Raw genomic sequence first — 16,679 nt, 5'->3', positions numbered from 1 at the left:
CCCGACTATCGGCGCGTAGAGGCATCTATCGGGATTTGGCTGCTGTTCCTCGGCGTCGTCCGCAGTTGAGAGATCTCGTCAGACGGGATGCCCAAGCCGCACCTCCGTGTCACGGTTACCGTCTTGTGCGACGTCTTCGCAACCTGGGCAGCGCATGCGCCAGAACGAAACTCACCTCACGAGATAATGCGTACTCTTCGAAGGCGGTGAATGGCCTCGTCGGCCTCGACCCGCTTCTCCTTCGCGAGCCGATCAAGGATTCTGCCCATTTCAGGACTGGTCTGGACCGTGAACTCGTGATTTGCTCCTTGTCCGAATCCTTGGTGATCACCCCCGAGCTTCGCGAGTATTCTCAGCAGATCGTCCCCCGTCAGTTCCTTGTTGGCATCGAGCTGCCAAAGCACCACATCGGCTGCCGGACCAGAGGCGGCGACACGTTCAATCTGATTGATCGGCAGCTTTATCCCCACCTTGCGGGCGTACTGGCCTGCTGCCCGCAATGCATCATCTTGTCCGTCGGAGACGTATTCGCCCAAATTCTCCACGATAGTGGCCTTGATGGTCTCGGGTGTCTGCGGATCTTTCAACATTTCCGCGACTATAGCTGAGACGAGTTCGGGAGACAGGAACTTCTCCACCTGCTCCGACACAGTGAACGCTTCTGATACCGCTTGCCAGCCGCCATGCGCTATGAAGCGTACAAAAGTCTCTTTCTCATCCGGCACCAGCTTTGCTTCGAGGAGCCGTGCCAGAAGGTCATCTTTGTCGGCTTTCAAATCGGAGACGGACATTTCGCGCCCTAGATCGAGTTGCTCGGTGAGGTTAACCGCCTTCCGCGAGTCAATCGATGAGTTCAGCATCCACAACGCCAGCTTGTAGCTGTTCTCGGGCTCGAGCTTATCGACGTTTCGAAGCCTGTCGACGCGCTCGAGGAAATCTGTCAGGTTGTCGTCGAGGTCGATGGTCCGCGCGTACTCGTAGACGTTCACGGCATTGGGCTCGACCCGACCAGCTCGGACAAGTGCTGGCCAAATATCAGTGGGAACTTCGGTGATGGAGGGCAGTGATGCTTGCGGCGCGCTCGAATCCAGCATCTCGGCCAGTTGTTCGCCGGACCAGCTCTTGTGCTGCTCCCCGATTACGCTACTCAAGACATCGGCGCTCAGCACCGAGTACGGGGTGTAATTATCCTCATTCACCGTGTTGAAGTATGCGGAGATATCCTCGTTGCACCGTAACCAGACCGCTTCGTACTGGCGGATTCGATCGATTGTAATCGCTTTGTCATCATTCAGACCGAGAGCGGCCCGAATGTTCTCAGCGGAAAGTGCGTACGCCCTGTCCTCCACGGCTCGTCGGAGTATGCCCTCGGATAGCGGGCGCAAAGCGGGCACAATAAGTCCCACTCGGCGGGCGAACGAATACACGACCGCCGTTCTTGCCTCGCTCAGGTCTTCGGTGAACGCTGTAAGATGCGCGTGGCGGTCGACGATGAGTTTGTAGGCCACTTCACCAAGTTCGTACGAGTCCGCGTCACGTGCGCTGCGCAAAGCGACGTCTGTGAGAATGGTCCTGGTTTCCTCGTCAACGAACGATTCCGGGCGCGCCAGGTGGTCAAACAGTCCTTGCCAGGGAAGCGTCGCCATAAGGGCGATCAGGTCCTTCTTGCGGGAGCCTGCCTCACTGAGGAAGGCATCTAAAAACGCGAGGGCGTCTTCGCTCCGGACCGCCGCCAGGAACGTCGCCGTCTCCTCCGCTTTCTCTTTTTGGTGCGCAAGCATGTGGTCGAGGATCGCTATGTTGAGAGAGCTGCGAGAGCTGGTGAAGTCCGCAGGCGCTTGCTCGAGGACATTGGACACGGCCTCGGGGGTGGTGAACTCGAAGTGGATATCCATCTCGTTTGGCCAGACGCTGTTACGAAAGAAGTTCGCCACGTCGACACCAATGAACTTGCCGTAGAAGACCGCTGAATACTCTGCATAGTAGCGATTCACGAAGCCTCGTCGCACTAGATCCCGGGCGAGCTCCGACTCAAGAACATTCTCCAGGTGGTCGTCGAAGGTCATGCTGTTAGCGACATAGCGCTTGTCTTTGCCCAGGTCTGAGAAGTCTGCTCCGCGCAGTGCGGTTATGTCGCTGTCGATCGATGCCAGCTGTGCAGCGACCTTTTCTGCGTCGGCCTCCCCCCACCGAGTAGAATCCAACCCTTCGGGGAACAGTGCCATCAATTGGGCATAGTTGAAGGTAGGGGTGCTGGAGTGCCCAGACATATGACGAAGCTGCATCGACAGCTGACGTGCTTCCACGACGTCCTTCCAAAGCGCCGGCTGATGAACTGCAGCGGGACTATGGGATTGCCCGTCTACACTCAGACTTTGCAAGGTGTGCTTCGTAGCATTTGCTATTAACATCAAGCGATCACCCAGGATCTGAGCGATCTTTTCCTGTCCGCGCTGAAGTTGATCTGTGTGAAGCAGGTCCTGCTTGTCGCGCTGCAACTGCTCGATCGACTCGCGAATCAGTTCCCGGCGAAATAGTTCTAGGGCGTCCAGGTTGCTGCCCCGGTTCGGCAGTTTTTCGAAGTCCGACAGATGGAAGTTCTTGTAGACCACCAGAGCGAACAAATCGTTCGCAGTCATACCTGGGGCGGGCTTCTGAACCCACAGCAACTTCTCGGCATAGACCACGAACTCGTTGCAGATGTTGATGAGCAACCGCATATCAGTGGTGTGGCGGGCTACGAGGTCAAGCAGTTCCCGGCTGATCTCCGTGCCAGCAGGAAGCATCAGGGCGTCTAGCGCCTCGCTCAGCAGGTCTCGTGCGTTGTTGTGTGACAGGAACGGCACTACCGGGACGACGACTTCAAAAAATTTTGTCCGGTTTGCGCGCTCAAGGCCAGCCTCAACAGTGTAGCGCCGCTTCGTGGCTGCCAGTGCTGTGACATGGCCGTCCTTATCGTGCTTTGGCACGGTCTCGGCCTTCGAGTTTTCCGCCTCCTGATCCCTTCCCCGAAGTTCCTCTCCCAGTCTCTCGAAGAGGCTGTCCTTTATGGCGTAGATGAACCTGAGCGGGCGTTCCTCCCGCTTCCTCCAGTGCGCGGACGCGTTGACGAGGGTGTTCAGCTCGCGTAGCGAGTCGAAGATCCGAGGGTCATCGAACCGGTCTAGGTCCTCGAAGACGACGATGTCAGGCTGAGTCGCATCGAAGAAGGCCACGATCTCGTCAAGATACTCGTCGAAGTAGGAATCAGGCTGCTCTTCGAACGAGATCGAGGTGCTCCCAGTTGAGAATTGCGAGACCAAGCGGTTGCCGATAACCCAGCGTACGGCCCCTGCAGCCATCAGAACGAGAACGACAAATGCGCCCATTGACCAAGCGGGGTGGTTGTCCCCGAACGCGTCCGGATCTGGCCGAACTCCGAAAACCCAAAGCAGTCCGACGACCACGATTCCGACCACGGCGGCCTCAATCAAGGTTCGCCACCAGGTCAGTTCCTTCCTGCGGGCAAATCGAGAGTGTCGAATCTGACCTGGCTCGGCTCGATAGACCAACTGCTTGACCAATTCCTTCTGGATCCGGTTGGTCAGATCCTCGTCCTCGTCATCGGGCCCCAGAGTGTTGATGCTGATGCGCATCGTCTTCCTCTGGATTCTCGCCTGTTCTTCGAGGAAATTGTCGAGGATGCTCGACTTGCCGGATCCGTACCGCCCGGTCAGCGCGATGTTCTTGTTCTTCGGGTCCAAGGCGGCCGCCTCGAGATGGCGCACGTATGTCGCGTGCTGCTCTTTCTTGTATTCGGGGGCGAGTGACCGCAGTTTGATCTTGTTCTCCGGCTGCGATGTGGGTCCGTCAGCAGGCTGGATGAGCCTGTGAGGATTGGCGGACTCCCTATCCTGGTTCGCGCGTCGGTTCTTGAGCATCACATAAGTATGGCCGAAGGGGCGGACAGGACTGGGTCAGCAACATCCCGCTTTTATGCTGACATTCCTTGATTCGACTTTATAAGGTGCTCGAAGGTAAGGCTGCACTCAAGGAGGAAGGCGGTCATTCCACAGATCACCGATATCTTCGCATTCTTCTGTCAGCTGAGCGAGGCTGTTTCGTTGGTTTAGTGGCTCTTGGTGGTTGGTGGGGAAATGAGTTCGTGTCGTTGAAGACAAAGGGGCCCGTGGCCCTGCTGGGATGAGTGTGTCTAGCATTCAACCTGGAACAGGACCACGAGCCTTTGAATGAGCCTACCGGGGTCGTAGCCGATGCTGCCACCATCCTCTTCAACCTGCCCAACTACCATGTCATCTCCACCACCGTCATTGCTGGCTGGCGGCAGGTCATCGTCGAGACTGACGAGCTGTCGGGCTGCCCGAGCTGTGGGGTCATTTCCTCCCGGCGGAAGGAACGCCGGCTGCAGCGGCTGAGGGTTATTCCTGTCACCGGGCCGGTAGAAGTGCTCTGGTCGAAATATTGATGGTACTGCGAGGAGACGGCGTGTGACAGATTGTCGTTCTTCGAATCCACGCTACAGGTCCCGCGCCGTGCCCGCTCCACGAGCCGGCTCCGGGACCAGCTCGTGGACGCGGTGATCCGCTCGGGGCGGGCCGTCTCGGAGACAGCTGCCGGCTACGCCGTGTCCTGGTGGATGGTGAGGGCGGCACTGAATGAAACCTGCCTGCTCCGGCTGCCAGACGTGGACCAGCTCAGCCCGCGGATGCTGGGCATCGACGAGCACCGGTTCCGTTCGGTGCGCTACTTCCAGGACCCGGAATCAAAGACATGGACGCGGTTCGAACCATGGATGACAACGATCGTGGACCTGGATACCGGCCAGGTCCTGGCAGTGGTGGATGGCCGGGACCACAAGGGTGCCGGGGACTGGCTGTTCGCCCGGCCGCTCGACTGGCGCCTCGGTGAGGAAACCACACAACCTCCGAGATCGCTGGCCTGTTCAACGTCGCCCGGTCCACGGTGTACCGCATCAGCACTGGCCTCACCTCAGAAGCGTGACCGGACATGTCGCGGGCCCGCCGGCACCGTGCGGAGGTGAAGCGGAAGCTGGCCCCGCTGAACGCACTGAATGGCAGGTGATCCAACGCCTGGGTCCGGGACCCGCTCTGGGCCGAGTCCTCCGCACGTTGGAGAAATAGTGCCCATTTCGTCAGGTGAGCGCGTGCCGCCGAGCAAGCACCGTCATGGCGTCGGGCACGTACGGCAGCTGTATGGTGCCTTTCCAATGTGTAATGCTTCTCAGCAATGGGGGGGTCGGATGAAGGACACGCTGCCCGGAGCCTCCGATCGCCGCCGCTAACGCGGTGCCCGTGGTGCCCTGTTGCTACTTCTTGCTCATAAGACCGGTGATTCCAGTGACAAACAGACCAAGCAGAGCCCATGAGAGCAGCTTGATGAATGTTAGGGCCGAGCTTAGCCATACGTCCGTACTTACTCGCCATGCCTCGGATTGGCCGGTGCCAAGGGGCGAGAGAACGACGTCAACTGCGTAGAGAGGTGCTATTAGGCTGGGGTATCCTGCTGGCGCCGGTTGGGTGGATGCAGTAGTTACTGCCACTTCCTTAACAATTTCATCCGATGCTTCCGAAAGGCTCGTTGCTTCGGCAGTGGTGGTTCCAGCAGTTGGTTTCGGGGCCTCTGCAACGCTCGACGAGGAGAGTGTGGTGTCCCGGTCAGTTGGAGTAAAAGATGATGCGTTCAGTCCAATGAGAACGGTCGACAACAGCCAGAGCACCGCGAGCCACGCGATGGCGGTTTGCGGATAATAGCCGTGGCCGATCGTGTATTTCGTGATTAGTCGCCAGAATCGGCTCGATCGCCGGCGTAACAGCAGGTCGGTTGCACTGAATTTCAGCCGCCGGCTGTCCGTTTCCAGTCCAGCGCGTTCGAACCAGTCAGCGATGGCTATCCAGGGCTGTACATGGAAAGGTGGTTGCTTTCCTGTTTGGGAGGATCCTGTCTCCGGTGTCTGACCTGTCTGAAGCGAGGACTCGGACAGTAGCCACTGACGCGCCGATTGCCAACTCCCGAAGATGGAGCCGCTGAGATGGCCCAGGGTCAAATTTTCTGTGCTGCGGATTGAAGGAAGCTTCCGGGCTGATCCGTCGTCCGAAGTAGCGCCGTGAAGTTCAAGATGGGCAACAGTCGAGCCTGTGAGGTCCAAGTCACCTTTCAAGGGGGTATTGCGGTGCAGTTGCAAGTGTTGAAAGTTCGCTCCACGGGCTTGAAGCGACCAGGTAGTTGCTTTGGTCTCTGTTGAGGTTTTCGCCGTGCCCGGAGCCAAAGGAAGTGTTTGCCCACGCGCGATCGATGAGACTGTTTCACCGAGTTCGAGATGCGTCACGCTCGCGCCGACGAGATCCACATCGCCGTTTATTGCGGTGGTGCTGTGGATACGCAGATGCACGAAGTTCCCGCCGCGTGCGAGGATCGGGCTCAGTTGGCTTCCGTCCCGCCCGTGGTTCGGAGAAATGGAGCATTCGTCTTCAATAGAGAATGTTCCCAAAACGGTCGCGCGATCCGCTACGATCCCGCCCGGCTCGAAGCTTGTTCGCGCTATCCTGAGGTCGCCGTCAACACGCGCATCAGTCACGTTCAGACAGCCCATGGTGGTAGCTTCTTTGGAGTTTCGTTCAGGAGAAGTGCTGAGGCCCTCTCTGATATGGGCATTTCGCAGGTCAACGAATCCGCTAAAATTGCCACCGCCAAGCTTCACCTTGGCCATGCTGGAACCGATCGCGTAGACACTGTAGTCCTCGACCACGCCTATGCTCGCGTCGGTCAGGTTCAGGTCGCCCATCTTGGCTCCACTGATCCTGAGCTCTCCTGTGCGAACTCGGTCAAGCAGGGCGGCTTGACCGAGATCAAGGCCGTCGAGGTCGATCCGGCAGGTGCTTTGAGGCAAGCCACGCCGATATACGGAACCCCTATGGACTGAGGGGATTTGTCCGGCACTTCCGTGCCGCCCAACCACTGCGTCCTGAATTTGGAGCTGGCCGCCAATCCGGGCTCCACGGCTGACGATGCTACACGATGCCTGCAGCCGTTGAAGGTTTAAAACACCTCCCACGGAAATGCTGTCCATGTTCATGGCGAATCCACTGCAGGTACCCTCGCGGTTCAGTTCGCATGGAACGTTGATTTCTGTACCGATGATTGAAAGAAAGGTGCCGATGGTTGCACCTGTAAGCAAAATTGGTCCCTGCGCGACCAGCTTGTCGTCGATGGCTTCACTGCGAACGTTCAGCCCGTCGGCCCACAAGGAGGCTTCCTTGGCTGAAGCGTTGATGATCGCTGTACCCGAGACGTCGAGTGCGCCGCAGGAAAGATTATTTGCCGATACCCAGCCTTCCACCCGGCTGTAACGCAGTTCAAGAGAGTTTTCGATCGTTGCATGATCCAGGACAACGTCCTGAACAACGGAGTCATTTATATGGACATCTGGCCCCCGGAACGAAGTCATCCCCAAGCTGCCTTCGAACCGCACCCCCGTGAACATAAGAGGAAAATTCAGCTCGGCAAAATTTAGGTCAAGGTCTCCGAGTATGCGTACACCTCGCAGGTCAACCCCCCGTGGATCTGCATCTCCTTCAAGCTCGAGCAAGGCCTTCCTTAGTACTTGAGCCTCGAGTTTCGGAAGCAAGTCCGGGTCATGCTGAACACATTCCCAGAGCTCATCCGGATTCAAATTTTCCGCGAGATTAAGACTTTCCCCTTCGGATAAAGAGTCGCGCAGTCTTGTTGGCCAATCAACTTTGTCCCCGGCATGTTCTTCTGCTATCTCAGTAGTCACAGTCAAACAATAGTCAGGACCCAGTGCAAAACGGGACAACGTCGTTCACGAGAACGGTGGCACCTCTCTCTCGGTCCGCCACAAAAGTTGGTAGCAAAACCATGATGCCAATCTTTGTTGGTGTCGCGTTTTCGTCTTTCAGGATTCGCTTCCTGCCGACGCGCCTGGACCCGCAGCTACAGTCCCGCAGTTGTTGTGTCTTCCTTCAGCCAATCCGGGATATCCGTGAGCCGACCCCGTTGTAAACTCTCGGGAACAAGTCCGAGCCAGGCCGTCGCCGCACTTGTCCATTCCGCTGTCTGCTCCACGCAGCCATCGTTGTCCACAAACAACACACAGTTTGTCACCGCCGGGTCCTTGGCCGACCGCCAGAGAACTCCCATCGCCCGGTTTCCCTCGTCATCCTGAAACAGTTGGCGGAGATACTCGGCAACAACCTGAGTGGGAACATAATCTAGGTGCTCTTTGTCGTCCGGCCGCGCGGGCTGACGAACGTCGCGGGCGAAGCCGTGCAGAAAGCGTAGATCCGATCGCCGTTGGCGCTGCACTGGATCGAACAGTGACGGAACGTTCGGAAGATCAACGAGGTCGATGACGAGCATGGGACGGGCGGTCTCCCAGGTCCCGATTGTGGCGTAGTCATCCTCCGTGTATCCGGTGACTTCTGCCAGCGCTCCGGCATGAGTATTTGCGCCATAGAACGCGCTGATACCACCTGCACTCATCCGGTTGGTCTTGGCAGCTTCTGGCGGCGGGCTACCCAGATCCTTTGCCGTTCCGAAATGTTCTGCTGAGCTGTGCGGGCGTGAGCGCACCCAGCGGGTTCCCACGGGTAGAACGCGGGTAAGGTTGCCGTTCCTAATGGTCTGCGCCAGTGCTTCAAGCATGTCCTGAGGCGGAATTTCACCATCCTCGCGCTGCTGCTCGGTATCAGGTGATGGAAGGTGGAACATATAGCGCGAGACGTGGGTAACGTACCGACGAAAGCCGGCCCAGCCCCAGGACAACGTCTGGGCAGGCGATGATCGGTACGGGCTCCGCTGGCACCACGGACCTTCGATGGCATTGGAAAGATCCGCGTGTAAATCCCTGTTATTGGTTATATCGAGATCATCGAGTAAGTCCCAAGTGTCGTCCACGGGCATCATGTATCCACCTTCCCGAGACACATACATCACGCCTTCGTTGCCCGGGTTTCCGTATTCTGTCCGAAGGCCCTCAGTAATGGCGTCGAGGAGGATATCGACCGGCGCTGCAATTGGATTGCCGTCGCTTTGCTGACCGCAGTAGTCGCAGTCCGTGGATTGGGCGGCGCTCTGAACTGAAGCGGCCAAGGCCTCGTCGTTCAGACAGTCGGCGCACACATGCTTGTCGACGGAGGACCATCCCTGTTCCCCATTCGTGATCTGCTGATTCTTATAGCCACCCATGGCTTGAGCCTAAGGGACCTGCGACGCCGTTGATCGCTTTTGGGCACCCACTGCTCGTCTCTAAAGTCCGGTCAGGCAGCTCCCAACAAACGGGGAAGACCGTGAGCGGTTGCGCCACGCGTTCCACGCCGCGGCACTGTTGAGAGAACGATACGACGCGACGACGGTGCAGTCATGGTTCAAGGGGACCCGCGCTGAACGACGAGGCGCCGGCGCACGTTCTGCGCGAGGCCGACCCGCTGACAGATACGCGAGACGTGATCGCCGTGACGAAGGGGTTCGCCTACGATGGATGATACGTCCTGAGCTGGAGATAGAAGGCCCCGAAGCGATCATTCATACTAGGGACGAGGAGGCGCGGCGTGCTCAGTAGCCAGCAAAAACGCGAGTTGACCATCGACACCATGGCCAGCTGGGCGCTGGAGGGCATGACGCCTGACCGCGAGACCGTCGAGGACATCAACTCATACCTTGAGGGTCGCATGACGCTTCACGAATTCATCGAGAGGTCGAAGACGCTTTGATGCCGGCTGGTGGCGCCGAGTCGTTCGACGGGCAGGCAACCGATCACCGGACCGAGGGCTTGATAACTTTTATCAACGACGACTAGATCGGCTCAGGTGAATACATGAACGCACACCCTAGGCGCGACCATGATGATATGCCCGACCACGGCGGATTTATTGAACCAAGCCCGATGGACCGCGCAGCACAGGCGAGCGAGAATGCCGTGAAGTCCATCGAGGACGAGTTCGGTCTTCTCACCAGCGCGCAAGTTGCGCAGGTGCTCGGCTCAACGTCGAGCCAGGCTGCGGTCCCTTCCCTGGTCAACGACATGCGCGGCCGCGGTGAGCTGCTCCATGTCCGCCGGCTGAACGAATACCTCTATCCGGGGTTCCAGTTCGACCGCTCCCTCGGCCGCGTCCGCCCGCTCGTCAAAGCCCTGCTGCAGCTGGCTGACACCAGCAGCTGGGAGCCGGAAGACGTGGCGCTGTGGCTGTGCTCGCCGACGACATACTTCGAGGACGAGTCGCGGCCGGTAGACCATTTCGACAGTGACCCCGACCGGGTTCTCGACGTGGCCCGCTGCGCATGGGGCGTCGAGGGTTGACCGGTGGATCAACGACCAGGTCTGCGCGCGTACGAGGACTCGGTCCGGCTGCCCTTCCATGAGGTGGTCGCAGGTCACCGCGAGACGCTCTGGGATGTTACTTCACCCCTGGCACAAGCGTCATGAGAAAGCTCACCGACCGCAGGCTGGCCCCGGCACGGTTCGACGACCTGTAGCGCTGCATTATTGATGCGTAGCTCTGCATCGCTACGCGATGTTGGCCTGTTTCCGGGCCTCCGCCCGCATGTAGCGCTTTAGCGCAGAAATCGTCAAACCTCTTTTGGCAGCACGACGGCAGTGCGCAGCAGGGGATAACGCGCTTTTGCTCCCTTATAACTTTCCTTCAAATCAGCGCTACAGTGCTACATCCTGCATGAGGCCATTACCTATCTTCAGTAGATTCTCAGCTAGGATTTATGTTGACCTTTATGCTAAGTGGGCGCCCGGGTTCGTTGTGCCTACGATGTTTCCAGCTTTCAAAGAAGCTGGTCTCGATTGGAGAGAGATGAACGAGTCGCTTTGGCGCACCTGGAAGCCTTATGCGGTGATCGCTGCCGTCTGTATCGGAGGCATATGGTGGTGGAACTCTCAGTCTTCCTTCGCCGGGCTGAAAGATGGTTCGTATAGCTGCACCGCCGTGTTTGTCGATGTCGATGCAGAGGGAAAGTACGAAGTTCTAACGGGTCAGGCAGGAAATCGTATGTTCGCTGACGCGACGGTAAGTAACGGAAATCTCGTGAAACTCTCTGCCGATACAGCGATGTCGAGTGCTGACCTTGCCAAGCTTACAATCAAGCCTAAAGGTAACTCTCACTTTACGGCAACGGACGACCCGGCAATGCACTCGTACAATGCGATTGCCTGTGACTTTTCGGACTGACTAATGTCAGTTTTTCGTTTGATCTCAGCGATTGGTGCTGCGGCCGTGCTCGTATTGGGGGTCGCGGGATGTAGTCGTGTGGGATACTCCAACCAGGCATCTCAGTCCACGCTATCGTGCGACCAAGCCTCGGCGTCTGCGATTCAGCGCGAACGTTTGGATGCGGCCGGGCCAACCATTGATCGTGAGCTCCAGCACCTAGCCGATAACTGTCCTGACGCCTACGAGATCACGATTGATTATCTTTCATCCCGCGCTAGTGTTTCTCCACATGAAATCGAATCCTGCGCTGATTGGGGCAACCGAATTCGCGCCGAGGCAGTCGAGCTGCTGAGAGTAGACGGTCTTTGCGAGGACGCACCCTTGGCAAATGGGTCGCCGCTAGCCACCAGTGCTGACGGTCTTTCATGGGATGCGGCAGCGGAATATGTTGGGACAGAACAGCGGGTGTGCGGTCCCCTTACGACTATCCGTACAGACGATGACGATGTGTTCCTTAATCTCGGTCGGGATTACCCTGACCCCGCGCGATTCACGATTATCATCTGGGACGTTGGCGAGGTTGAGCGGTTACCAGCTGGAACAGAGCTGTGCGCAACTGGCTTAGTTTCCTCGTACAACGGGGTGGCGCAGATTGAGCTTAGCGATATTGGGGCAGTCGAGGTGTGGGAATGACACTAGATTTGCTCGAAGGTCGGTCAAGCGCTCACGGTGAATATGGCCTATAGCAATGTTGACAGAAGGGCTGTGATTGTCCTTTGCCGTTGAAGATGGCGAAACCGCCGGGCGGTTGGCACACGAGTTGAGCCTGAGTTTCCAGGGCGTGTGTGTCAGCGATCCTGTCCAGGCACTCGAAACAACTGGGTTCAGTGGGCTGGTGTGCCATTAAAGTTGGCAAGTCGTCCCACCGCCCCACGTCGATAAGCGGTTTCATTGGAGTTCCGCAGGCCACGAAGGCACCATCCGTGCCCGCCACCTCGGACAACAGACAGAACAGGTCTGGTCCAGACCAACTCAAAGGTCACAACTAGCCATGATTGATGGCAGACATGCCGGGATCTCTGTCAAACGACAGTGATTGCGCGGCTCTGCGCGTCAGAACCCCGTTTACAACTCAGCCCCGCCTCGCTTCAAGGGGTCTGTTTTTTACCCCTGATAATCCCAGTTATCCCGACTATCGGCGCGCAGGGGTGTTTTTCGGTTTGGTGATCAAACGCTGACAACCGCACAACGAGCAGCCAGGCCGACTATGTATCACTCTGGGTTTGCCTGCGAGCGTCGGCTTGGCCGCTGGCTGCATCTTAGGCATCTCAGGAACGACGATTTCCCCTGACGAGCGGCGGCAGAGTCATCCCGGCCAGAAGCCTCACCTGCGGCGAAGAGTGGCCAGTCGCGAAGATTCAGTGCGCCACCACGGCTGACATCCGGTGCCGCAGAGGAAATCTCGGATGTAACCTGTCGCCTTCAGAGTTACTATCGCCGATAACAATACAAAACAGTGGCGGCACCGCCCGCGCCGTCTGAGGCCCTTCCGTGGACTCAGCGCATAGTAAGGGTCCGGCCGGATTCACCGGCCGGGCCCTTACTGCTTTCTAGCGGGCGCCGGCGAACTGTCCGGCTTCACGCAGGTCCTTGGAGGCGGTAAATTCCTCGGCCGGGGCGTGTTCCTGGTATTCGACGAGCTCCACGTGGTGTTCCAGGAGTGCGTCGCGCACCTGGGCCGGGGAGGCGTAGAAGTACTCGCGGCGCAGGTTCACCAGGTTCACCCGCTGCGCGGCGAAGTGCTGGTGCAGCATGGTTTCGATTCCGACCGCGTCCTTGGAGAAGAACAGGGCGTGCACGTCGAAGAGGAACGGCACGGACGCGTCACCCAGTTCGCGCACCCGCTCCATCGGGTTGAGCCGGCGGGTCATGCCGATCTTCACGACCCCTTCGCCGAAGGCCCCGAGGTTGGAGATGACGTAGACGTACCCGGCGCGGGTGTTCAGGGCGTTGTCCTCGGCGTCGGCGAGCTTGGCCTCGGCCTCCTCCAGTTGCTCCTGAACGCGCTGGACGCCGTCGAGGTCGCCGGCGGCCTGGAGCTGGGCGAGCACGGTGGCGTAGTGGTTGACTTCCTTCTGCTGCTTGGCCTTCAGCGCCTCCCATTCACGCTGGGCCTTGGCGGCCTCGCGGGCCTCGGCACGGGCCTCGGCCTCGAGCTGCTTCTGGATGGCGACCGCCTGCAGGTGCCGCGCGGCCAGTTCCAGTTCCTGCTCGCGCAGCCGGTGGAAGGCGCTGGTGACCTGCAGCCCTATCATGGTGCCGCGCTTGGCGATCTGCTCGCGGGACTTCTCCAGCCGGGCCAGGGCAGTGTCGAGGTTGCCGGCCTTGACGGTCTTGACGCAGTTCTCGGCCTCGGCGTTGTAGGCGCGCAGGAGCAGCGCGGAGAGGTCGCGGACGAACTTGGCGCCCTCCTTGGCCGAGCCGTTAAACGTGAACCCGGAGACGGTGGTGACGGCCGACTTCTCCCGCAGCTTGTCCTTAATCCGGGCCCGGACGGCGGCCAGTTCTTCGGCCAGCTTCACGGACGTTTCGGCCGGATGCTCGTAATCGTAGAAGCCCACGTTGTGCCGGTCGGCGACCTGGCGCACGTCCAAAACCTCGCCTCGGACCGCGACCAGCTCTGCGTTGGCGGCCGCCAGTTCGCGCTCGGTGGCGCTAATGCTGCGGACCAGCTCTGCGTCGTGGCGCTCCCTCGCCAAGGTGTCCATTGCCCCGAGACGCTGCAGGTCGGCGAGCATCTGCCCGTTCGCTATGTATACCTCGTCCGCGTACTGTTTCAGCCCCTTCACCGGCAGGGGCGGGGCGCCCATGCCGGTGCGGTAGGTGTTCTCGGCGCTGATGCCGAACCCTTCGGCCGGGGCGCCGAAGGCCTTCCGGTACTGCTTCAGGACATCCAACAGGACCCACAGCACGCCCCCTGCGACGAGGAGGCTGAACAGGAAGGCTCCGGTTGGCAGGATGGCCAGCAGCAGCAGGCCCAAGCACGTCAGCGTGATGTGTGTGCCGAATCCGCCCGGCTTCTTCTTCGGTTTCTCGGGTTCCGGCGCAGCACCGGGTGACAAATCAGACATGGTCCCCCCATAGTCGAGTGATAACTTCCGCAGGCTAGCAGCCGCCACCGACAGGGCAGAAATCCCACGGCGGAATCAAGGCGGCGACGATAAGAAAACCCGTGCCGGAGGCATACATCCCGTAGCGACAGCAGGAGAGCTAATACTCCGAACCGACCGATGATCTTGGAGTGCCTTTTGGCCCGAACCGCAGAGCGTCACGAAGGCGTTTATCCACCGGGTTTCTTTCGCCTACGTGAGGGGCCACCTTCCGGATCTAGTTCCGGTCTATTTTTAACGCATGGATCGGGAAGCGCTGGCAAGGCTGGCGGCCCGTTACAGCAGACGTGCCGAGCCGGTGTCTCTGACCCCGCAGGAACTCGACCTTGAGCACTGCAAGGGGACCCGCGTAATGCCCGGTGTGCCGGTGTGGGCGTGGATTCGGTTCCCCGGTTCGGCCGAACTGGTTGCCGGTGGCGCTTACAGGTGCAGGCCACCTCAACCTCACCCTTGCGCACCTTGGAAGTCCGGAAACATCCAGGCTGGGTACTCGGTTACCGAGCACACCCTGACCGCCATCAAGCACCTCAGCCTCCTGCGGGCCGACTCCGGACTCCATGGCCCGGGACGCGGCACCGTCGACCTCGCTGACCAGTGCAAGCTTCATGATCCTGGCAGCTTCGGAAGGGAACAGACTAAGCTCGGCAAGGCCCACTTCACCCGTACCACTCGCCTCCGCCCCTTGACGAAAACCATGGAGGAACGCCTGACGTACCGCGGAGCACATTGGGGCGGTTACCGCCCTGCGCCCCGAAGTTGGTGCTCGCGGGCCGATCGCTGCAAAGGCGTCCCCGTATTGGAAGCTTGCTACTTCCAACTCAATCGAGTATCGTGGCTTTCATAAACACCGGCTCCTCTTTTGGTCGTACGACCGATACGGGTCGGTTTTCTTTTTGCCTGTATAAATGACAGGTGGCCTACACTAAGGAATTCAAGACTTACGACGAACTCGTCAATATCCTTACGGACCGTGGTTTGGATTGCGGGGATCGCGCCGATGCAGCCCTCCAGTTGAAGCGCATTGGCTATTACCGTCTAGGCGCTTATCTGTACCCCCTACGCGAGCTACTAGGACCCGAGACAGCTCGAGAGACCCCCTTCCAGTTTCGGTCGGATAAGTATCTTCCCGGAGCAAGGCTCAGCCATGTGATGGACCTATACAAGTTCGATTCGGATCTCCGGAAGGTCTGCTTGGCTGGCGCTCATGAGTTCGAAATTAGTCTGCGGGCCTTGGTAGCGCACAGGCTCGGAGCCATTGATCCAATGTCTCACCTAGATCGCTCCAGCCTTGATGAACGTAAGTGTTCAGCGCGTTCGATGTTGAGCGGTGGAGCGCACACTGATGCTTATGGAGATTGGATTCACGTCTACGAGAAATCGCGTAGTGAGTCGAAAGAAGAAGAGTTCGTCAAACATCTAATTATCAAGTACGGCAACGACTTACCCGTTTGGGCAACCACCGAAGTCTTGAGCCTAGGCGGTCTGGCGAGGCTGTTCGGCCTGATGGAAAGCGTCGATCAAACGGCTATTGCACGGGAGTTCGGTCTCTCGCAAGGGCCGACGCTGCACAAATGGATACTTGCAATCAACGGGCTTAGAAACGGATGTGCCCACAGCAAGCGGATCTTCAACCGCTACATGGGTTACGAACTAAACATTGTTCCCGGCACAGTCGGCCCGCTGCTGCAGAGAGCCGCCCTAAATCCTTATCGCAAGAAACTGTACGTGACAGCCGCCGTCCTGGCATACCTCCTGCGCAGCAGGGATGGCGGTAGTCAGTGGCCTAGGACGTTCAAAACACAGATTAGGAAGTTCCCCAAAATCACGTTTAAGGATCACCCAGCCTATGCGCTATCTCCCGAGAGGAACATGGGCTTCGACGTCGGTTGGGAGCAAGATCCACTCTGGTCATGATTGTCACCCTCTCCGCCCCTGCTCCTAGTGGGAAACGCCGCAGCAGAGGGGCTGGCGAAGACCTGGCTAGAAGCCATCTCACTGGAGTCGGGGGCAGTTTGGTACGGTGCGAACTGGGGAAGATTGGTGTCCTGGGCGATAAGTGTCGCGAGGTAGTCGCTTACGGTCATTCCGAGACCCTCGGCCCTGGAACGGGCTGCTTTAGCAAGAGGAACCAAGAGCCGCGTGGCAAACTGCACGCGCTGACCTTTTGACGGACGTCCAACGCGCGACTTTCGCGTGCCGGCGTTATCCGGGGCGTTCATTTCTAACCATCTCTCTCGTTCACATTCGCGGCCGCTCGGCCGGGTGGAGGACAAGGAATCTTGTCCAGATTAGGTTTAGGCAACTGCCTCCG

General features: G+C 58.8%; 10 protein-coding genes. 6 read left to right on the top strand and 4 right to left on the bottom strand.

What is annotated here, in order from left to right; genetic code table 11:
* Positions 1–176 precede the first annotated feature (176 nt).
* The gene (locus AC5RWX_RS00965) at positions 177–3,920 is read right to left on the bottom strand and encodes a YobI family P-loop NTPase (protein WP_493939825.1); all 3,744 of its coding nucleotides are present in this window, start codon (positions 3,918–3,920) and stop codon (positions 177–179) included.
* 305 nt (positions 3,921–4,225) lie between these two features.
* Here AC5RWX_RS00965 and AC5RWX_RS00960 point away from each other — a divergent pair, with 305 nt between their 5' ends.
* Both AC5RWX_RS00960 and AC5RWX_RS00955 read left to right on the top strand, forming a co-directional pair.
* The gene (locus AC5RWX_RS00960; RefSeq protein ID WP_493939824.1) at positions 4,226–4,465 is read left to right on the top strand and encodes a hypothetical protein; all 240 of its coding nucleotides are present in this window, start codon (positions 4,226–4,228) and stop codon (positions 4,463–4,465) included.
* A gap of 30 nt (positions 4,466–4,495) precedes the next feature.
* Positions 4,496–5,041, top strand: a complete 546-nt coding sequence (locus tag AC5RWX_RS00955) for a hypothetical protein (protein WP_493939823.1) — start codon at positions 4,496–4,498, stop codon at positions 5,039–5,041.
* Between the two features lie 285 nt (positions 5,042–5,326).
* Here AC5RWX_RS00955 and AC5RWX_RS00950 read toward each other — a convergent pair whose 3' ends face one another.
* Positions 5,327–7,795, bottom strand: a complete 2,469-nt coding sequence (locus AC5RWX_RS00950) for a hypothetical protein (protein WP_494096867.1) — start codon at positions 7,793–7,795, stop codon at positions 5,327–5,329.
* 176 nt (positions 7,796–7,971) lie between these two features.
* The gene (locus AC5RWX_RS00945) at positions 7,972–9,225 is read right to left on the bottom strand and encodes a HEPN-associated N-terminal domain-containing protein (RefSeq protein WP_493939821.1); all 1,254 of its coding nucleotides are present in this window, start codon (positions 9,223–9,225) and stop codon (positions 7,972–7,974) included.
* Positions 9,226–9,587: 362 nt separating this feature from the next.
* On the opposite strand from AC5RWX_RS00945, the gene AC5RWX_RS00940 reads away from it, so the two are divergent.
* From AC5RWX_RS00940 to AC5RWX_RS00930, 3 genes are all read left to right on the top strand, one after another.
* Positions 9,588–9,749, top strand: a complete 162-nt coding sequence (locus tag AC5RWX_RS00940) for an antitoxin VbhA family protein (protein WP_493939820.1) — start codon at positions 9,588–9,590, stop codon at positions 9,747–9,749.
* A 104-nt stretch (positions 9,750–9,853) separates the two neighbouring features.
* The gene (locus AC5RWX_RS00935; RefSeq protein WP_493939819.1) at positions 9,854–10,336 is read left to right on the top strand and encodes a hypothetical protein; all 483 of its coding nucleotides are present in this window, start codon (positions 9,854–9,856) and stop codon (positions 10,334–10,336) included.
* Positions 10,337–10,841: 505 nt separating this feature from the next.
* Complete coding sequence (locus AC5RWX_RS00930; RefSeq protein WP_493939818.1) at positions 10,842–11,216, top strand: hypothetical protein; 375 nt, start codon at positions 10,842–10,844, stop codon at positions 11,214–11,216.
* A 1,592-nt stretch (positions 11,217–12,808) separates the two neighbouring features.
* Here AC5RWX_RS00930 and AC5RWX_RS00925 read toward each other — a convergent pair.
* A complete protein-coding gene (locus AC5RWX_RS00925) occupies positions 12,809–14,329 on the bottom strand; it encodes an SNIPE associated domain-containing protein (protein ID WP_493939816.1) in 1,521 nt (506 codons plus the stop codon).
* A 951-nt stretch (positions 14,330–15,280) separates the two neighbouring features.
* Here AC5RWX_RS00925 and AC5RWX_RS00920 point away from each other — a divergent pair.
* Entirely contained in the window at positions 15,281–16,282 is a 1,002-nt protein-coding gene (locus tag AC5RWX_RS00920; protein WP_493939815.1) for an Abi family protein, read from the top strand.
* Positions 16,283–16,679: the final 397 nt, after the last annotated feature.

It is taken from the genome of Arthrobacter sp. SPT-J7, from assembly GCF_059089965.1.
Note: the sequence above shows the minus strand (reverse complement) of the source record. Positions and strands in the feature narration are given on the sequence as shown.